The organism is Streptomyces sp. NPDC001315, assembly GCF_042896175.1.
In the GTDB taxonomy this organism is placed as follows: Bacteria; Actinomycetota; Actinomycetes; order Streptomycetales; family Streptomycetaceae; genus Streptomyces.
This window is the reverse complement of sequence record NZ_JBIAWZ010000001.1, coordinates 270433-291000: the sequence shown is the minus strand read 5'-3', so window position 1 is coordinate 291000 and position 20568 is coordinate 270433. Positions and strand designations below refer to the sequence as shown.

Annotated in this window: 10 protein-coding genes; all 10 read left to right on the top strand. The window is 68.9% G+C overall.

The window, feature by feature from the left end:
- The first annotated feature begins 130 nt into the window (after nt 1–130).
- On the top strand, nt 131–1630 hold the full coding sequence (locus ACFY16_RS01290) for a VCBS repeat-containing protein (protein WP_390645002.1): 1500 nt from the start codon (nt 131–133) through the stop codon (nt 1628–1630).
- Nucleotides 1631–1948: 318 nt separating this feature from the next.
- The gene (locus ACFY16_RS01285; RefSeq protein WP_390645001.1) at nt 1949–5566 is read left to right on the top strand and encodes a LamG domain-containing protein; all 3618 of its coding nucleotides are present in this window, start codon (nt 1949–1951) and stop codon (nt 5564–5566) included.
- A 146-nt stretch (nt 5567–5712) separates the two neighbouring features.
- Nucleotides 5713–12585 (top strand): polymorphic toxin-type HINT domain-containing protein, encoded by a 6873-nt coding sequence (locus ACFY16_RS01280; RefSeq protein ID WP_390645000.1) that lies wholly within the window; start codon nt 5713–5715, stop codon nt 12583–12585.
- A 68-nt stretch (nt 12586–12653) separates the two neighbouring features.
- Nucleotides 12654–13235 (top strand): hypothetical protein, encoded by a 582-nt coding sequence (locus ACFY16_RS01275; protein WP_390644999.1) that lies wholly within the window; start codon nt 12654–12656, stop codon nt 13233–13235.
- Between the two features lie 214 nt (nt 13236–13449).
- Entirely contained in the window at nt 13450–13770 is a 321-nt protein-coding gene (gene rplU / locus ACFY16_RS01270; protein WP_007381993.1) for a 50S ribosomal protein L21, read from the top strand.
- 14 nt (nt 13771–13784) lie between these two features.
- Complete coding sequence (gene rpmA / locus ACFY16_RS01265) at nt 13785–14039, top strand: 50S ribosomal protein L27 (RefSeq protein ID WP_017944923.1); 255 nt, start codon at nt 13785–13787, stop codon at nt 14037–14039.
- Between the two features lie 115 nt (nt 14040–14154).
- Nucleotides 14155–15591, top strand: a complete 1437-nt coding sequence (gene obgE, locus ACFY16_RS01260; RefSeq protein WP_390644998.1) for a GTPase ObgE — start codon at nt 14155–14157, stop codon at nt 15589–15591.
- Between the two features lie 236 nt (nt 15592–15827).
- Nucleotides 15828–17384, top strand: coding sequence for an alkaline phosphatase D family protein (locus ACFY16_RS01255; protein ID WP_390644997.1), 1557 nt, complete (start codon nt 15828–15830; stop codon nt 17382–17384).
- 105 nt (nt 17385–17489) lie between these two features.
- Complete coding sequence (locus ACFY16_RS01250; RefSeq protein WP_390644996.1) at nt 17490–18722, top strand: hypothetical protein; 1233 nt, start codon at nt 17490–17492, stop codon at nt 18720–18722.
- A gap of 225 nt (nt 18723–18947) precedes the next feature.
- Nucleotides 18948–20447 (top strand): D-ribitol-5-phosphate cytidylyltransferase, encoded by a 1500-nt coding sequence (locus ACFY16_RS01245; RefSeq protein ID WP_390644995.1) that lies wholly within the window; start codon nt 18948–18950, stop codon nt 20445–20447.
- Nucleotides 20448–20568 lie beyond the last annotated feature (121 nt).

Genomic DNA, 20568 nt, shown 5'->3' with positions numbered 1-20568 from the left:
GGCCAAGATGAGTATTGCATGTGCACATCACGTAAAGAGATGATCCCTTGACCTTTTTTATTCCCTCTTTATCTACGAGGCGTCTGTGTCAAGGGTGGGGAAAGTGTGGCGGCCTGGCGCCGTCACCGTTGTGGCAGGGGCACTGCTGACCTGGGGGCTCGCGATCGGCGGTACACCCGCCGCGGCCGCCGTCGCCTGTCCCTCGGGTGTCGAGTCGGACTTCAACGGGGACGGGATCAGGGACACGGCCGTCGCCGACCCGGAAGCCACCGTCGACGGGGTGGCCAAGGCCGGCGAGGTGCACGTCGTCTATGGCGGCGGCAAGGGTGTTCTCACCATCTCGCAGGCCCCCGAGAACATTCCGGGAGCGCCCGAGACCGGTGACCGGTACGGAGACGCGCTGGCCGTCTACGACGCCGACCTCGACGGTTGCAGCGACCTGGTGGTCGGCGCGCCCTACGAGGACCTCGGCACGGTGCCCGACTCCGGGCTCGTGCAGGTCATCTACGGGTCCACAAGCGGGCTCAACGCCGGCACCAAGGCCGTCAAGGAGTTCCTCCAGGGCAGCGACAAGCCGCTGGGAGGCGGCCCGGAGACCGACGACTGGGTCGGCTACTCGTTGGCCGCGGGCAAGACCTCGGCCGGCACGCCCTACCTGCTGATCGGCAGCCCCGGCGAGTCGATCGGCACCGTCGAGGACGCGGGCGGCTTCTACTACATCAGCGGCACCGCGCAGACCGTCGTCTTCGTTCACCAGGACACCGAGACCGGCGGCGCCGTGGCCGGCGTCGCGGAGCAGGACGACCGTTACGGCTCCACGCTCGCCGCGACCCCGACCCACTTCGCCGTCGGCTCGCCCGGCGAGGCGCTCGGCACCACGACCTTCGCGGGCGGCGTGGGCATCTTCAGCCACACGCTCACCTCCGGCTACCCGAAGCCGCTCGGCGGACTCGGCCAGGACCAGGACGTGATCTCCGGGGCCGAGGAGGTCGGCGACCAGTTCGGCGCCGCGCTCGCCATGGTTCCGTACCGGGCCTCCGGCGCCACCTCCACCACCGAGTCGCTGCTCGCGGTCGGTGTCCCCGGCGAGGACCTGTCCACCACCGTCGACGCGGGCGCCGTCCAGGTCTTCAAGCTCGCGGCCAACGGCACCTTCACCGAGACCGCCTGGATCGACCAGAACACGGCCGACGTGGACCAGGAGGCCGAGGCCGGCGACTTCTTCGGCAAGCGGCTCGCCGCCGTCAACTCCTCCCCGAACGCCACCTCCACGGCCACCACCACCCGGCTCGCGATCGGCGTGCCCGGCGAGGAGTCGGCCGAGGAACACGCGGAGAAGGGCGGTGTCCAGATCGTCCCGCTGGTCGGCGCGCCCGGCGCCTCGGACCAGTGGATCGACCCCGGCTACGGCGTCGGGCCCACCGCCGCGCCGCGCATGCTCGCCGGCATCTCCCTGGCCGCCACGCCCTCGCTGCTGTACGTCGGCGTGCCCTACGGCCCGGCGGACACCCGCGCGGTCTACGGCTTCCCGTGGAACGTGGCGTCCGGCGGCGCCGCGACCCAGACGATCAAGCCCGGGGAGGGCGGGGTGCCGGCGACCGGCGTCGCCTTCGGCGCCACTGTCCGCTGATGACGTCTCCGCGCTCGTCGGGCTCAGTCGTCCGACGACGCTGACGGCACACTTCCGAGCCACGCCCGACGGGGGACCGGCCGTCGCCGGTCCCCACTCCACACATCGGTGCACCAGGGGGCCGGTCCAGGCGGGACCGGCATCCCTGCCGGTCCCGCCGGCTTCGGGTGACCGTCCGCTGACGACTCATCAACCACGTTGCCCATCAGCGCACCTCGCCGGACGTGGCGTTCCGGTGACCTGATTACCGACAAAGACATGACCCGACTGGAGAGTGCACGCGTGTCCGCAGACAGACACAGACCGATACGGCGAGGCATGGTGCTGCGTGCCGCCGTCGCTGCGGCCGTCACCGGTGCGGTGGCGGCGGGCAGCCTGGCGGTCCTGCCGGGCAGCGGTGGTGGCCCGGTGCAGGACCAGGCGCCCGTCGCCGCCGGCCAGCCGATGCAGACCGAGCAGCAGGCCATGGCCGCCGCCAGGGAGAGCGGCAAGAAGACCGAGGTCGCCGGACTGCGCACCGAGCGCAGGGAGATCTTCGCCGAGCCCGACGGCACCTTCACGGCTCGCGAGTACACCGAGCCCGTCCGCACGGTCCGGGACGGCAAGTGGGTCGACATCGACGCCACGCTGGTGAAGCACGCCGACGGCAGCTGGGGGCCGAAGGCCGCCACCGTCGACCTCAGCTTCTCCGCCGGTCAGGCCGGCAAGCCGTTCGTGACGATGCAGCGGGCGGGCCGCGAGTTCGCCCTGACCTGGCCGTACGGCAAGCTGCCAGCCCCGAAGGTCGAAGGGGACACGGCCACCTACGTGGACGCGCTGCCCGGCGTCGACCTCACGGTGCGCGCCGAGGCCGACGGCTTCGGCCATCTCGTGGTCGTCAAGACGCCCGAGGCGGCGGCCGATCCGAAGCTCGCGCAGCTCGATCTCGGTATGACGACCGACGGTCTGAAGGTGGCGGAGGACGCGTCCGGGGCGATCGTCGCCGAGGATGCCGTCGTCGGCGGCACCGTCTTCCAGGCGGGCAAGCCCTCGATGTGGGACTCGGCCGCCGTGGCCGAGGCCGCGACGAAGAAGCAGGGCCCCAAGGCTGTCGCGAAGGCGCTGAAGGCCGCGTCGGCCGGCGCGGACGAGACCGCGGCCACCACCGCTACGGCCACCGCCGGTCCGCAGGCGGCGCCTGAGCCCGCCCTCGAGGGCCCGGGTGGCGGCGGTCGCGTCGCCCCGCTGGGTGTCGAGGTGGGCAAGGGCAAGCTGCGCCTGGTCCCCGACCAGAAGCTTCTCAAGGGCGCGGACACCGTCTTCCCGGTGGTCATCGACCCGATCCAGCGCACCACCTCGCGGACCTCCTGGACCGGCGTGATGTCGGGGATGCCGAGTGAGCAGGACTGGAAGTACTCGGGCAGCGCGGGCGTCGGCAAGTGCCCCACCGACTACAACCCGGTCTCCTGCAACGGGGTCGGCACCCGTCGGGTGATGTTCACGATGCCGCTCTCCTTCTACAAGGGGAAGCAGATCCTGGGCGCGACGTTCTCGGCCCGGGTGGAGCACATCTACAGCGCGTCCCCGACCGCGGAGCCCATTCAGCTGTACCGGATCGGCGGCCAGAACTACTCGCTGACGTCGTCCAGCAGCTGGTCCAACACCTCGGACGACTGGGACGACTATCTTCAGACCGTCGACAAGGCGATCTCCCCGACGTCCTGCTCCAGCCAGGCGAACCTGCACTTCGAGAGCGGGGAGACCGGCGAGCTGACCAGCGAGATCAAGACGGCCGCCGCGGGCGGCTGGAACTCGATGACGCTGGGTCTGCGGGCGGCCGACGAGTCCCGCTTCGCCGAGTGGAAGCGGATCTGCGGCAACGCGTACCTGTCGGTCTCGTACAACAACCTGCCGCGGCAGATCAAGACGTCCGACATGTCCACCGACCCCGGTGGCCTGTGCAAGTGGGGCTCGACCCGCGCGTACACCGACGTCCCGCCGAAGCTCCAGGCCATCGCGAGCGACCCCGACCACGGCAACGGCCAGACCGACAAGGTGAAGGTCCAGTTCAAGGTGGAGTGGGGTGGCACGACCCCCGGCTCGTACACCTACACCACCCCGGACTGGCTCTCCCCGACGACCAGTACCAAGTTCACGCACACGGTCAAGTCGACGATCCCGCAGAACACCACCATCTACTGGAGCGCGCGGGCCTACGACGGTGACGGCTACGGCCCGTGGAGCTCGGACGGCGACACCCCGCAGCGCTGCGAGTTCATCTACGACAAGACGTGGCCGGGCAAGCCGCTCGTGCTGTCGAAGCAGTACCCGTCGGACACCGTCTACCACGACGGCGTGGGTACCTACGGCACCTTCGCCTTCTCGCCCAACCCGAACGACTCCATTCCGGACACCGACGTCGTCAAGTACCAGTACTCCTTCGACGGCGCCGCGCTTGCCACGCTCACCCCGACCGCGGCGGGCGGCTCCGTCACCAAGGATTGGATGCCGACCCGCGCCGGGCGGCATGTGCTCGAGGTGATCGCCGTCGACAAGGCGGCGCACGCCAGCAGTAACTACTACGACTTCCTGGTGGCCGAGGGCCGGCCGGTCGTCGGCCAGTGGAACCTCGCCGACGAGGCGGGCGGCGAAGCGCACGACGAGAGCGGCGAATACTCCGCGACCGCCGGCAGCGCGGTCACCTTCGGCGCGGACGGTCCGGGCGGGAAGGCCGACAAGGCCGCCCACTTCGACGGCACCGCCGAGTCGTACCTCGACACCAGCGAGACCGTGCTCGACACCACGAAGAGCTTCAGCGTCAGCGCCTGGGTGCGGCCCACCGCACTGGACAAGAACATGACGGTCGTCAGCCAGGACGGCACCGGCGAGCCCGGCTTCACCTTCGGCTACGACGCGACCGCGACGACCTGGAAGTTCTCCGTCCCGGTCAACGACGTGGACACGCTCGGCGAGTGGAAGGCCGTCACCACCGGCGTGACCCCGGTCAAGGACCAGTGGGTGCTGCTGACCGGCGTGTACGACGCGCAGAAGAGCGGCGGACCACAGCTCCAGCTCTACGTCAACAAGGACCTGAAGGGCTCCGCCACGCGCCGGTCCACCTGGAAGTCGTACGGGCCGCTGCAGATCGGCCGGGCGACGGCCAAGAGCGGCTACCGCGACAACTTCACGGGTGATCTGGCCGAGGTCCGGGTCTTCGACCGGGTTCTCTCGGCGGCCGAGGTCTCCGAGCTGATGACCATCAAGCCGGAGCGCAAGGCCTACTGGCAGCTCGACGACGCCACCAGCGGTGCCGCCGCCGAGACCGGCGGCGGCCAGGCGCTGACCCTGGCGGGCAACGCCTCCATCTACCGCCCCGCCGACCCGCTGTTCGACACGGCCGCCCTGGTCGGCGACGGCAACCTGGTCCTGGACGGCGACGGGGACTACGCGTCCACCGCCACCGCCCCGGTCACCGGCAACACCAGCTTCACCGTGACCGCCCGCGCCCAGCTCACCTCGCTGGACCCGGAGAAGTCGCAGACGGTGCTGTCGCTTCCGGGTACGAACGCCAACCGCCTCCAGGTCCGTTACCAGGCGACCACCGGGCAGTGGGAACTGGCCGTGGCCAAGACGGACGTGGCCGCGCCGGCGGTCGTCACCTTCACCGACGACCAGGAACTGCCCGACACCGGCGGCTCCGGCCAGCACCTGGCGGTCGTCTACGACGCCTTCGCCAACTCGATCCGCCTGTATGTGGAGGGTCAGCTGGTCGCCGGCGCCTACGGCACGGACGACACCCTGTGGTCCGCCACCGGCGGTCTGCAGGTGGGCCGGTCGCTGCGCGGGGCGAGCGAGTACTTCGCCGGCGCGATCGACGAGGTCCGTGTCTACAGCGGCGCCGCCGACCAGATCGCGGTGCAGCAGATGGCCGCGCTGACGGCGTTGCCGGACATGTGACGAGACGTCACGTCTGAGTGTGCCGGGTCCATTGAGGGCCCGGCACACCTGTCCTCCCCCTCTTCCTTCCCCTTCCGATTCATGACGTTCTCCTACGATCAGGAAGTTGCCGAATGTTTTTCCGTGGCCGCTCACTGAGCCGCCGCATGCCCAGATCGACGGTTGTCGCGACAGTGCTCGGGCTCACGCTCGCGCTGTCGGCGTCGTCGGTCCAGGCATTGGCGCTCGACGACGGAGCCCGGGGCCGCACCAGCCGCCCCGGCGTCCAGGACGACGGTGATCCCGCCAAGGGGTCCGACGCGAAAGCGAAGTCCCGCCCTTCTGATCCGGCGCGTAAGGCCGCGGTCAAGGGGCTGGACAAGGCGGTGTGGCCCAAGCAGGGCGGCGCCGTGGTGAAGCTCGGGGCCACCGCGGAGGCCGGCGGTCTGCCGGTCAAGGTCGGCAAGGCGCGGGCCAAGGCCGCGAAGGTCGCCGACAAGGTGCGCGTCGACGTACTCGACCCCCAGCGCGCCGCGAAGCTCGGCGCCGGGGTCCTCCTCGGCGTCGAACGCGCCGACGGCTCCGACCAGGCCGCCAAGGTCCGGCTGACCGTCGACTACTCGGAGTTCGCCGAGGGCTTCGGCGGCTCCTACGCCTCCCGCCTTCAGCTGGTCCAGCTCCCCGCGTGTGCCACCGTCGCCACCCCCGGCAGCAAGGACTGCCCCGAGCAGCCCAAGGTGCTGCCCACGGTGAACGACGTGAAGACCGGCACCGTCTCCGCCGACGTGACGGCCGCCCCGGCTCCCGCCGAGGGCGTCTCCACCATGGCGGGCACCGCGACCTCCCTCGTGGCCGTGGCCGCGGGGCCGTCGAGCGCGCAGGGCACGTACAAGGCGACCGCGCTGGCCCCGTCGGCCAGCTGGAGCGTCGCCACCTCCTCGGGCGCGTTCAACTGGAACTACCCGCTGCGTACGGTGCCGACCCCGGGTGGCCTGGTCCCCACGGTGGGCCTCGGCTACTCCTCCCAGTCGGCGGACGGCCGCACCTCGGCCACCAACAACCAGGGCTCGTGGATCGGCGAGGGCTTCTCCTACGATCCCGGCTACATCGAGCGCCGCTACAAGCCCTGTTCCGAGGACGGCCACGACAGCTCCGCCGAGCAGTGCTGGGCGTTCGAGAACGCCACGGTCATGCTCAACGGCTCCTCCGGCGAGCTGGTCAAGGACGACACCACCGGTGCGTGGCACATGTCGTCCGACGACGGCAGCAAGGTCGAGAAGCTGACCGGTGCGACGAACGGCGACAACGACGGCGAGTACTGGCGTATCACCACGTCGGACGGCACGGAGTACTACTTCGGCCAGAACCGCCTGCCGGGCTGGGCCACCGGGAACGAGGAGACGAACTCCGTCTGGACCGCTCCGGTCTTCGGCGACGACTCCGGCGAGCCCTGCTACAACGCCACCTTCACCAGCGCGTACTGCCAGCAGGCGTGGCGCTGGAGCCTGGACTACGTCAAGGACACGCACGGCAACGTGATGTCCTACTTCTACGACCGCGAGACGAACTACTACGCGCTCAACGGCAAGACGGACGTCAACGGCACCGCGTACCACCGCGGCGGTTACCTCAAGCGCATCGACTACGGCCAGCAGGACACCAAGGTCTACGCGGCGAAGGCCCCGGCCCGTATCGTTTTCAACACCGCCGAACGCTGCCTGACCACGGCCGACTTCGACTGCGCGGAGAGCAAGCGCACCAAGGCGAACGCCTCCTACTGGCCGGACGTCCCGGTCGACCAGGAGTGCAAGTCCGCCACCAAGTGCACCTCGCCCGTGCCGACCTTCTTCACCACGAAGCGGCTGTCGTCGGTCGTCACGCAGATGCGCAAGGACGCCACGAACTACCAGGACGTGGACGCCTGGACCTTCACACACCTGTTCACCGACAACGGCGACGACTCCAAGACGCTGTGGCTGTCCAAGATCGAGAATGAGGGCCGGGTCGGCACGGCGGTCAAGCTGCCTTCCGTCGACCTCTTCGGCGAGCAGCTCGCCAACCGCGTCGACGCGATCGGCGACAACATCGCGCCGTTCTACCGCTTCCGCCTGTCGATGGTGCTCAGCGAGACCGGCGCCCAGCTCGACGTCAATTACGCACCCACCGACTGCACCAAGGCCACGCTCCCCAAGCCGGGCGAGTCCACCAAGCGCTGCTACCCGGTGAAGTGGGCCCCGCCGGGCTACACCGACCCGATCACGGACTGGTTCCACAAGTACGTCGTGTCGGCGGTCATCGAGACCGACCGCACCGGCGGCAGCGACGGCATGGTCACCCGCTACGACTACCAGGGCGACGCGGCCTGGCGTAAGGCCAAGCCGGACGGCATCACCGACGACAAGTACCTGACCTGGGGCGGCTGGCAGGGCTACGGCAAGGTCACGGTCACCAGTGGCACCGCCGACCAGCAGAAGACCCGCGTCGACCACACGTTCCTGCAGGGCATGGACGGCGACAAGGACTCGGCGGGGAACACCCGCTCGGTGACGGTCAAGGACTCCACGGGAGCCTCGTACACCGACGAGGAGGAGTTCACCGGCCAGGAGCTGGAGGTCGCCACCTACGACGGCGCCAAGCTGGTCGCCAAGACCATCAGCACGCCCTGGAAGTACTACACCGCCACCCAGGCACGCAGTTGGGGCACCACCCGTGCGGCGATCGTGCGCACCCAGACCGGCCGCGGCTTCAGCCTGAAGTCCGACGGCACCTGGAGCGAGACGAAGTCCACGACGACGTACGACACGGCGAACGGCACCGGCCGGGTCCTGACCGTCGACGACCAGGGTGACGTCTCCACCACCAAGGACGACACCTGCACCCGCACCACCTACGCGGACAACACGGCGAAGAACATCCTCTCGCTGCCCGCGCGCAGCGAGGTCGTGTCGGTCAAGTGCGCCACCACACCCGACCGCAAGACGCAGGTCCTCGGGGACGAGCGCGTGTCGTACGACAACGGCGCGTTCGGCGCGGCGCCCACCAAGGGTGACGCGACCAAGACCGAGCGGCTGACCGCGCACGACGGCACCACGGCGACGTACCAGGTCACCGGCGCCACGACCTACGACACCTACGGCCGTCCGCTCACCCAGAAGGACGCCAAGCAGTACGGGACGTCCGACCAGACGAAGACCGTCTACGTCGAGACGAACGGCCTGCTGACCAGGACGACCGTCACCAACGCCCTCGGTCACAACACCATTACCGACTACGCCCCCGCCTGGGGCATGTCGGCGGGGCAGACCGACCCGAACGGCAAGCGGACCGACCTCGCCTATGACGCGCTGGGCCGTCTGACCTCCGTATGGCTGGCGGACCGGGCGTCGACCCAGACGCCGAGCATCAAGTACTCGTACAACGTCCGCAAGGACAAAGTCACCGCGATCAAGACGGAGAAGATCGAGAACGACGGTAGCTACGGCGCCGAGTACCAGCTGTATGACAGCCTGTTGCGTTCCCGTCAGATCCAGACCGAGGGCGTCGACGGCACGCGCATGGTCGCCGACACCTGGTACGACGGCACGGGCAACGTCAAGAAGACCAACGCCACCTACAACGCCTCCGGCGCCGCCTCGGACGAGCTGCTGCTGGTGAGCAACGGTCAGGTCGGCTCCCAGAGCCTGCTCGAGTACGACGGCCTGGGCCGCACCACTGCCCAGATCTCCGCCGTCTCGGGCGCCGAGCAGTGGCGCACCACGACCTCGTACGACGGTGAGCTGACGCACGTCGACCCGCCGGTCGGCGGCGTGCCCACCACGACGATCACCGACGGCCAGGGCAACCTCTCCGAGATCCGCCACTACCGCGGCGCCTCGCCGGGCGTGGGCGTGCCGTACGACTCGACGAAGTACACGTACAACACGGCCGGTCTGCTGGAGACGGTCACCGACGCCAAGAACAACGTGTGGCGCTACGAGTACGACCAGCTGGGCCGCAAGACCAAGTCGATCGACCCGGACGCGGGCACCTCGCGCACCGAGTACGACGAGCTGGACCAGCCGGTCGTCACGTACGACGGCCGCAACAAGAAGACGTCCACGGTCTACGACAAGCTCGGCCGCGTCACCACGACCTGGCTGGGTGACGCCGACACGGGCACCAAGCTGACGGAGACGAAGTACGACAAGGCGGGCTGGCTGGGCCAGGTCTACGGCACGCTCAGCTACATCTCGCCGACGGAGTACTTCGCCACCGCCGTCCAGTCGATGGACGAGTTCTACCGTCCGCTCAAGACCGCCTACCAGGTCCCCGCATCCCAGCAGTCCCTGGCCGGCACATATGTGTACACCCAGACCTACAACCGGGACGGCACACTGCAGACCACCGGTCTGCCCGCCATCGGCGACCTGCCGGCGGAGGTCCTGACCTACACGTACGACTCGCTGCAACGTCCGAAGACGATGACGGGCACCACCGACTCGTACGTCACCGACACCGTTTACAACAAGAACAGCCAGCTCCAGCAGTTGGAGCTGTTCACGGGCGGCAGCGGCAAGAAGGTCTGGCAGACCTTCGGCTACGAGACCGGCACCGACCGCCTGACCCGGTCGCTGGTCGACGTCTATGGCGCGACCGCCCCGGCGAAGGACTCGTACTACTCCTACGACCAGGCGGGCAACGTCCTGTCCATCGCGGACACGGCGAACTCGGCTGCACCGGATCTGCAGTGCTTCGCCTACGACAGCCGGCAGCGACTTCAGGACGCCTGGACCCCGGCGGCCACCGCGACGACCGCGGCCGGCTCCGGCAGCCGCGGCTCCACCACGCCGGTGGACGGCACCGGACCCACGGCGTGCGACTCCGCCGCCGGTTCGACCGCGCTGGGCGGTCCCGCCCCGTACTGGAAGTCGTACGAGACCGACGCCATCGGCAACCGTGTCTCCGAGATCAACCACGACACCGGCCTGAACGCGGCGAACAACATCACCCGCAGCTACGAGTACGGCGGCGCCGGCGCCCTCGGCGACGGACCGCACCAGGTCACCAAGATCACCGAGCAGACCCCCACCGGGCAGAAGCAGTCGACGTACGAGTACGACGACACGGGCAACACCACCAAGCGCACCATCGGCGGTAACGCGCAGGTCCTCGCCTGGGACGACTCCGGTGCGCTGAGCAAGGTCACCGAGGCGAGCGGTTCGGAAACGAGCTACCTGTACGACGCGGGCGGCAGCCGGGTGCAGCGCAAGGACCCCTCCGGTACGACCGTCTACCTGCCCGGCACCGAGCTGAAGCTGTCGGCCGACGGAACCAAGAAGGAGGCCACCCGCTACTACGAGTACGCCGGCCAGACCGTCGCGGTCCGCAGCGCGGCGAAGGTCTCCTTCGTCGCCTCGGACCATCTCGGCACGGGCGAGCTGGCCATCGACTCGGCCACCGGGGCGATATCCCGACGTCGCTTCGACCCCTTCGGTGTCGACCGCGGCCAGAAGACCGGTGTCTGGCCGGGGGAGAAGGGGTACGTCGGCGGCACGATCGACGCCTCTGCCGGCCTCACTCATCTGGGGGCGCGGGAGTACGACTCGGCGATCGGCAAGTTCATCTCGGTCGACCCCGTCATCGACTACACCCAGCCGCAGCAGATCAACGGCTACGCCTACGCCAACAACTCGCCGGTGACGCACGCCGATCCCAGCGGCATGATCGTCCCGGAGTGCCGGGAAGGCCTGATCGAGTGCCGCGGTGGCATTCCCGTCACCAACACGGACCCGGAGGTCTCGAAGGCACAGTCGGACGTCAGCAAGGCGTCCGGCGACGTGGCGGCGGCGCAGCAGCAGCAGGCGTCCGCCAGGCAGCGCATCAAGTCCGCGGGCAAGGCGCTGGTCAAGATCGCCCGTGACATCCTCGGTGTGGACGCGGCCCTGGACTGCATCTCCAGTGGTGACGTCGGCTCCTGCGGCGAGACCCTGCTCAACATCGCCGGCAGCTTCGCCGGCGGCCTCGCGGGCAAGATCCTCGCCAAGTACGGCGCCCCGTGGAAGTGGGCCAAGGGCATCAAGCTCGCCAAGCGGGTGACCGGCCTGGTCGGTGACCTCATCGGCGGCGTCAAGGGCCTGTGGAACGCCAACAAGGCCGTGGGCCGGGCGAAACTCGGACTCTCCAAGGCCGCGGAGAAACTGGCGGACGTCAGGAAGAAGGCCGCGGAGGCACTCAAGAAACGAAAGAAGACCGAAGAACCCGAGTGCCACAGCTTCCTGCCCGGTACCAAGGTCCTGCTGGCCGACGGCTCCACCAAGGCCATCGAGAAGGTGAAGCTCGGCGACAAGGTAGTCGTCACCGACTCGAAGACCGGCGAGACGACGGTCCGCGAGGTCGCGGGCACCATCGTCACGGAGGACGACAAGTCCTTCGCCGACCTCACGATCAAGGGCACCTCTGGTAAGCCAGAGGCTCTGATCGCCACCACGACGCATCCGTTCTGGGTCGCGTCGAAGGGCGCGTGGATCAAGGCGGGCGACCTCAAGCCCGGCATGCAGCTGCGCACTCCGTCCGGCGCCACGGTCGAACTGACGGCCGTGCGCCACTTCGAGAAGCGCCAGCGCACCCACGACCTCACGGTCACGGGGATCCACTCCTACTACGTGTCCGTCGGTTCGACGCCGGTACTCGTGCACAACTGCGACACGCTCGAGCTCAAGTACAAGGAAGGCTGGGACGAAACGCAGCGGGCCGAAGCCGACGCGAAGGTCGCCCATCTGAACAAGCTCGCCGAGGAGGGCAAGCTGGTGAAGACGAAGTCGGTGCGCATCGAGAAGGGATCTGCGGCGAGCCGGCTCCGCAAGGCCGGCACGGACGTCCCGGACGGCTACCACGGCGACCACCTGCAGGATCTGCAGTTGGGCGGCACGGATACGCTCGATAATCTGGGACCGCTCGACGGAAGTGTGAACAGCAGTCTCGGGTCACAGATCGCCGGCAAGATCAAAAACTTGCCGATGGGCACCCGGATATGCAGCGTCACGATTTGTGACGCGACTTAGTTCAGGCCCGCCGTCGGCCCCGGAACGCCCGGGGTCGACGGCGGGCGCACATACGACCAGGAGTTGCTTTGTACGAGAATTTCCTCAGGGAGTATCCGCCGGACAACGCTCCCTCCGCGGTCACCGCCCGCGATGAGCGGCTTGCCATGCTCGACGGGTACACCGAACTCCTGGAAGTCGGTGCGGGCTCGTCCTTCGGGAGCGGCATTCTCTATGTGCACACCCCGGACGAGGCCGAGGAGGTCGCACAGCTGATCCTGGAGGCCTTTCCCGAGTTCCGCGGCCGTGTCGCGCCGGTGGCTCAGGACTGGCTGGGGCGCCAGTACGCGGTGGATCTCGTGCGCAGCACGGCGAACGAGGCCGCCTTCCTGCTGTTCGAGGTCGGCTCGGGCGAGGCTTTCGAGATCGACTGCGGGCTGCCGGAACTTCTCGACGCGGAATTCGTCGAGGACCCGGACACGTTCCTCGGAGCGGACCTCTACGCGGAATGGACCGCCGAGCACGCGGTTCCCGTACCGCCGCGACGGTGCGTGGGCTTCAAGGCCCCCCTTTTCCTCGGCGGACACGGCGAGGTCTCGAATCTGGAGGACTCGGACCGGTCCGTCTACTGGTCCCTCATGGGACAGCTCCGCGCCGCGGCGCAGGGCTAGGGCCGCTCGACCGACGTCCGTCGTCTCCCGGGGCCCGGTTTGACCCCTCAAGCCGGGCCCCGTAACCTTGACCGTCGGCGTGTCGACTGACCCGCCACATCCCCGTAAACCTCTTCCTCTCGGGCACCCCGGTGGCCGGGAGAGGCCGTCCGTGTTCGTTCCCGGGCGGCTGGACTGCGGGGATGCCGTCCCAGAGCGAGAGAGTGAGATCCGCGTGTACGCCATCGTGCGCAGCGGTGGTCGCCAGCACAAGGTTGCTGTCGGCGACATCGTTGAGGTTGACAAGATTTCCACTGCCAAGGTTGGCGACACGGTCGAGCTCTCGACCCTGCTCGTTGTCGACGGCGACGCTGTGACCAGCGACCCGTGGGTGCTGGCCGGCATCAAGGTCCAGGCCGAGGTCGTGGACCACCACAAGGGTGTGAAGATCGACATCCTTCGCTACAAGAACAAGACCGGCTACCGCCGTCGTCAGGGCCACCGCCAGCAGTACACGGCGATCAAGGTCACTGAGATCCCCGCGGCTGCGAAGTAAGGGACTGAGGAGACATGGCACACAAGAAGGGCGCATCGTCCACCCGGAACGGTCGCGACTCCAATGCCCAGCGGCTCGGCGTGAAGCGCTTCGGCGGTCAGGTCGTCAACGCGGGTGAGATCCTGGTCCGCCAGCGCGGCACCCACTTCCACCCGGGCGCGGGCGTCGGCCGCGGCGGCGACGACACGCTGTTCGCGCTGCAGCCCGGTGCGGTGGAGTTCGGTACGTTCCGTGGCCGCAAGGTCGTGAACATCGTTCCGGTCGCCTGATCGGAAGCTTTCGCGAGGCGGACCTCACTTCCCGATCGGGAAGGCGGGTCCGCCTTTCGCGTGTTACGCAGTAAACAGACCGTACGTATTACCGAAGTGCTGGAGGCACCCCACCATGACCACCTTCGTGGACCGCGTCGAACTGCACGTCGCCGCGGGTAACGGAGGCCACGGCTGTGCCTCCGTACACCGGGAGAAGTTCAAGCCGCTCGGCGGCCCGGACGGCGGCAACGGCGGACGCGGCGGGGATGTCATCCTCACCGTCGACCAGTCCGTGACCACCCTGCTCGAGTACCACCACTCCCCGCACCGCAAGGCCACCAACGGCAAGCCCGGCGAGGGCGGCAACCGCTCCGGCAAGGACGGCCAGGACCTGGTCCTGCCGGTGCCGGACGGCACGGTCGTGCTGGACAAGGCGGGCAATGTGCTTGCCGACCTCGTCGGACACGGCACCTCGTACGTGGCCGCCCAAGGCGGCCGCGGCGGCCTCGGCAACGCGGCACTCGCCTCCGCCCGCCGCAAGGCACCCGGCTTCGCGCTGCTGGGCGAGCCCGGGGACCTCGGGGACGTCGTCCTGGAGCTGAAGACCGTCGCCGACGTGGCGCTGGTCGGCTACCCGAGCGCCGGAAAGTCCTCGCTGATCTCCGTGCTGAGCGCCGCGAAGCCGAAGATCGCCGACTATCCGTTCACCACCCTCGTCCCGAACCTGGGCGTCGTGACCGCCGGGTCCACGGTGTACACCATCGCCGACGTCCCGGGCCTCATCCCCGGCGCCAGCCAGGGCAAGGGCCTCGGTCTGGAGTTCCTGCGCCACGTGGAACGGTGCAGTGTGCTCGTGCACGTGCTGGACACGGCCACCCTGGAGTCCGACCGCGACCCCGTCTCCGACCTCGACATCATCGAGGAGGAGCTGCGCCAGTACGGCGGGCTCGGCAACCGGCCGCGCATGGTCGTCCTGAACAAGATCGACGTACCGGACGGCAAGGACCTCGCCGAGCTGGTGCGCCCGGACCTGGAGGCCCGCGGGTACCGCGTCTTCGAGGTGTCGGCCGTGGCGCACATGGGGCTCAAGGAGCTGTCGTTCGCGCTCGCCGAGCTGGTGGGGAAGGCGCGGGCCGCGAAGCCGAAGGAAGAGGCCACCCGGATCGTCATCCGGCCGAAGGCCGTCGACGACGCCGGCTTCACCGTCACCCTGGAGGAGGACGGGCTGTTCCGCGTCCGGGGCGAGAAGCCCGAGCGCTGGGTGCGCCAGACCGACTTCAACAACGACGAGGCCGTGGGCTACCTCGCCGACCGGCTCAACCGCCTCGGTGTGGAGGCGGAGCTGATGAAGGCGGGCGCCCGCTCCGGCGACGGCGTCGCCATCGGTCCCGAGGACAACGCGGTCGTCTTCGACTGGGAGCCGTCGGTCACCGCGGGCGCGGAGATGCTGGGCCGACGGGGTGAGGACCACCGTTTCGAGGCACCGAGGCCCGCGGCGCAGCGGCGTCGGGACCGGGACGCGGAGCGGGACGAGGCCTCCCAGGAGTTCGACGACTTCAAGCCCTTCTAGAGCCCTCTGACACACCTTCCGGTGTGAGCTGACAGCACTGCCCGGACTGTCCACCGACGGTCTGTAGGACCCGTTGCGGCAAGATCGCGTTGTTCTCGCCTTCTCCGTCCCGCAACGGGTCCCTTCTTGTCTCCCTATTTGTCATGCACGCGAGGCTCGCTGTTCAGCGGGTGGGCCTGCCGCCCATGGGAGCTTCCCCCTGTCCAAGAGGCCAGTGAGGCAGGGGAGTTCGTCCCATGACCGGAGTGACCGGACCCGTATCGCCCGACCGCCGCCGCCTGTTGACGGCCGGTGCCGCCGTGCTCGGCGCCGCGGCCTCCGCGCAGCTGTGGCTGCCGACCACCGCACGCGCGGCCGAAAGCCCGCTGCCCGACGGGGTGTTCAGCCTCGGTGTCGCCTCCGGCGACCCGCTCCCCGACGGCGTCGTGCTGTGGACGCGGCTCGCCCCGGACCCGCTCAACGGCGGCGGCATGCCCGCCCAAGCGGTGTCGGTGGAGTGGGAGATCTCGGAGGACTCGCGGTTCGCCAAGAGCGTGCGCCGGGGAACCGCCCAGGCACGGCCCGAGTACGGGCACAGCGTTCACGTGGATGTACGGGGGCTGCGTCCGGACCGTACGTACTGGTACCGCTTCCGTACCGGCGGCCAGATCTCGCCGCACGGCCGCACCCGCACCGCGCCCAACTGGACCGGCCGCGGCCCGCTGCGCCTGGCGCTCGCCTCCTGCCAGAACTGGCAGCAGGGCCACTTCACGCCGTACGCCGACATGCTGGCGCAGGACCCGGACGTCGTCGTCTTCGTCGGCGACTACATCTACGAGTCCGCGCCGGCGGCCACCGCCGTACGGCGGCACGAGGGCACCGGGGAGCCGTACAGCCTGGTGCAGTACCGCAACCGCTACGCCCAGTACCGCACCGACCCCGACCTCCAGGCGATGCACGCCGCCGCACCCTGGGTGGTCACCTTCGACGACCACGAGGTCGACAACGACTTCGCCGGGGAGGTCCCGCAGGACCCCGACAAGCAGTCCCACGACGCGTTCGTCGCCCGGCTGACGGCGGCCTACCAGGCGTACTACGAGCACATGCCGGTGCGGGCGAGCGCCGTCCCGAACGGCCCGCACATCCGGATGCACCGCCGGCTGGACTTCGGCCACCTGGCCCGGCTCAACGTGCTGGACACCCGGCAGTTCCGCAGCGACCAGGCGACCAGCCAGGAGGGCGCCCAGAGCCCCTCGCTCACGATGCTCGGCGCCGACCAGAAGAAGTGGCTCCTCGACGGGCTGCACGGTTCCCCGGCACGCTGGAACCTCATCGCCTCACAGATCATGATGGCCGAGACCGATCTTCTGGTCGGCGAGGGCAAGCAGTGGTTCTACGACGCCTGGGACGGCTACCAGGTGGAACGCAACGCGCTGCTCCGGGAGTTCGCCTCGGTCCGCAACCCCGTCGTGCTCAGCGGCGACCGGCACCTCACGATGATCAGCGATCTGAAGAAGGACTTCGCCGACCCGGGTTCCGCGGTCGTCGGCGCCGAGTTCGTCGGCACCTCCATCTCCAGCGGCGGCGACCAGGACCAGGCCGCCTTCCACACCGAGTGGGACGCGAAGCTGCCGGACAACCCGCACTGGAAGCTGATCGACGCCCACCGCGGCTACCACCTCTTCGACATCCGCCGCGACCGCATCGACGCACAGGTCAGGGTGGTGGACACGGTGCTGCGGAAGACGGCCACGCCGAGCACGCTGGCCCGGCTGCGGGTCGAGGCGGGGAAGCCGGGCGTGCGGCTCGTGTGACACGCCTCACCTTCGTGAACCCTGTGTGACGGGAGCCTGGGACTCATCTGTGTCCCAGGCTCCTCTCAGCATTACCTCAGGAACTTCTCTTACCGTCCGTTAACCATGGAGACGGACTGTACGAGAGGCGACGCCCGAGTGAACGACGCCGCGATCGCCCCGCTGCCCGCCGGTACCCGGCTGCTGCACATCGGCCCGCACAAGACCGGGACCACCGCCGTCCAGGGCGCCCTGTTCGCCGCGAAGGACGCGCTGCCCGCACACGGCGTCGCGTTCCCGGCGCACAGCAGGCACCCGATGGAGGCCGCCCTCGCCGCCTGTGCCCGGCCCGCGATGATGGGCGACACCGTGCCCACCGACAAGCACTGGCTGCGGCTGCTGGAGCTGGTCGAGGCGACCGGGAAGGCCACCTCGGTGGTCAGCAGCGAGTTCTTCGCCGACGCCCAGGACGACGCGACCGTCGCGCGGATCGTCGAACAACTCGGCGGGACGGGGGCGCCCCCGCTCGAGCGAAGCCGAGCGCGGGGGAGGGTACATGTCCTGGTCACCCTCCGCCCGCTGGCGCGGATCATGCCCTCGCAGTGGCAGCAGTACGTGCAGAACGGGCTGCGCATGGGCTACGAGGACTGGCTGGAGCACATGCTCCGCAAGGCCCCGTACGAGAAGCCCAACCCCAGCTTCTGGCAACGGCACCGGCACGACCGGCTGGTCGAGCGGTGGGTGCGGGCGGTGGGCGCGGAGCGGGTCACCGTCGTCGTGGTCGACGACCGTGACCGCGGTGGTCTGTTGCGTACCTTCGAGGCGCTGCTCGGGCTGCCCGAGAATCTCCTGCAGCCGGTTCCGGACACCGCGAATCGCTCACTGACCCTCGCCGAGACCGAAATGCTGCGCAACCTCAATAAGGAATTCCGCGGCAATGGACTGCCCGACGAACTGTATTCGAAGCTTGTCCGTAACGGCGCCGTCATGCATATGAAGAACGCGTGCAGTCCGACGCCCCAGGACGTGAAGATTGTGACGCCCCTCTGGGCCGTCGAGGCGGCCGCCGAGATCGGCGCGGAGATGGCGGGCCGTATCGGGTCGATGGGTGTGCGCGTCCTCGGCGACCCGGGGCTGCTGTCCCTCGCGCCGAAGCCCGCCGGGGATTCGGCGCCCGCAGAGGCGCGGATCGCTCCCGAGGTGGCGGCTCAGGCCCTGTACGGGGCGCTCGCGGCGGTGGCCCAGGCGCCGGCGGAGAGCGCTTCGGCGGCCAAGGCGCGTACCGTGCACCAGACATCGTCGAAGGAACTCGTGCGGGTGCTCGGCCACCGTTGCCTCAAGCGGCTGCGGCGGCGCTGAGCTCTCACCGTGTCACTCTCGGCAATGCCTGACTCCCTGTGGAGTTACTCACAGCAATTTCTGAGGGGATCCGTGGAAGGTCTCACTACGCCTCACCAATCCCCAGGGATGCAAGGTGAATGACAGGTTGCGCGCACATATGCAGCGAAGGTCGCTCACCTTGCACAGCGGTAACCAAAAGTGGGACCCTTTCCAAGTTCCCTGTCGCCCCAAGGTAGGTCACCTGTGTCCCAGCGCATAGCCAAGCCCCGTACCACCGCAGTGATCCTGGCCGGTGGCACCGGTCAGCGGGTGGGTCTGTCGATCCCCAAGCAGCTGCTGAAGATCGCCGGCAAGGCAGTCATCGAGCACACCCTGACCACCTTCGAGAGCGCCGACTCCATCGACGACGTCATCGTGCTGATGGCGCCCGGCTACGTGCCGGACGTCGAGAAGATCGTCGCCAAGGCCGGCCTCAAGAAGGTCTCGAGGATCATCGAGGGCGGCGCGACGCGGAACGAGACCACCGAGCGCGCGATCGCCGCCCTGGGCGAGGGCCTGGCCGAGGGCGAGGACGCCAACGTCCTCTTCCACGACGCCGTACGTCCGTTGCTGTCGCAGCGCGTCATCGACGACTGCGTGACGGCGCTGGAGCGATACCAGGCCGTCGACGTCGCCATCCCGTCCGCGGACACCATCATCGTCACGCGCACGCACGGCGAGGACGGCGAGTTCATCACCGAGATCCCGGACCGTTCCCGGCTGCGCCGCGGTCAGACCCCGCAGGCCTTCAAGCTGTCCACCATCCGCCGGGCCTACGAGGTCGCGGCCGGCGACCCCAACTTCCAGGCCACCGACGACTGCTCCGTCGTGCTCAAGTACCTGCCGGACGTGCCGATCCACGTCGTCGCGGGCGACGAGTACAACATGAAGGTGACGCAGCCGGTCGACGTCTTCATCGCCGACAAGCTGTTCCAGCTCGGCTCCACCGCCGCGCCGGAACAGAAGGGCGAGGACGTCTACCGCGAGCTCCTCACCGGCCGGACGATCGTCATCTTCGGGGGCTCCTACGGCATCGGCAAGGACATCGCCGAGCTCGCCGAGGCCTACGGCGCGCACGTGTACGCGCTCGGCCGCTCCACCACCGGCACCCACGTGGAGAACCCGGAGGAGGTCGACGACGCGCTGTCCAAGGCGTACGCCGAGACCGGGCGCATCGACTACGTCGTCAACACCGCGGGCGTGCTGCGCATAGGCAAGCTGGCCGAGACCGACAACGCCACCATCGAGGAGGCGCTGAAGGTCAACTACCTGGCGCCGGTGCAGATCGCCCGCTCCTCGTACAAGTACCTCGCCGAGACCAACGGCCAGTTGCTGCTGTACACCTCCAGCAGCTACACCCGCGGCCGTGCCGAGTACAGCCTCTACTCCTCGACCAAGGCCGCGATGGTGAACCTCACCCAGGCCCTGTCCGACGAATGGGCCGGTGACGGCATCCGCGTCAACTGCGTCAACCCGGAGCGCACCGCCACCCCGATGCGCACCAAGGCCTTCGGCCAGGAGCCCGCGGGCACCCTGCTCTCCTCCGAGGCGGTGGCCCGCACCTCGCTCGACGTCCTGCTGTCCGAGCTGACCGGGCACGTCATCGACGTCCGCCAGCAGGACCCGACGGCGGGCGCCAGCAAGGCCTCCGGCTTCGAGCAGGCGTTGGCCAGTGTCCTGGACCGACAGGACGGCGTGGCATAATCACCGGCAAATAGCCTTCTGTCATTCAGGCCTCTGTGGTTGCCCATTCACCTGGCACTCGCAGGGGCCTGAGTCCGTAAAACTCTCGCATCCTTAAAAATCCCACATCCTTCACAAAGTG

What these genes read in the sequence shown, in the direction of transcription:
- obgE (WP_390644998.1), top strand. Translation starts at nt 14,155, where the DNA reads ATGACCACCTTCGTGGACCGCGTCGAACTGCACGTCGCCGCGGGTAAC.
- ACFY16_RS01285 (WP_390645001.1), top strand. Translation starts at nt 1,949, where the DNA reads ATGGTGCTGCGTGCCGCCGTCGCTGCGGCCGTCACCGGTGCGGTGGCG.
- ACFY16_RS01255 (WP_390644997.1), top strand. Translation starts at nt 15,828, where the DNA reads ATGACCGGAGTGACCGGACCCGTATCGCCCGACCGCCGCCGCCTGTTG.
- ACFY16_RS01280 (WP_390645000.1), top strand. Translation starts at nt 5,713, where the DNA reads ATGCCCAGATCGACGGTTGTCGCGACAGTGCTCGGGCTCACGCTCGCG.
- ACFY16_RS01250 (WP_390644996.1), top strand. Translation starts at nt 17,490, where the DNA reads ATGGAGACGGACTGTACGAGAGGCGACGCCCGAGTGAACGACGCCGCG.
- rpmA (WP_017944923.1), top strand. Translation starts at nt 13,785, where the DNA reads ATGGCACACAAGAAGGGCGCATCGTCCACCCGGAACGGTCGCGACTCC.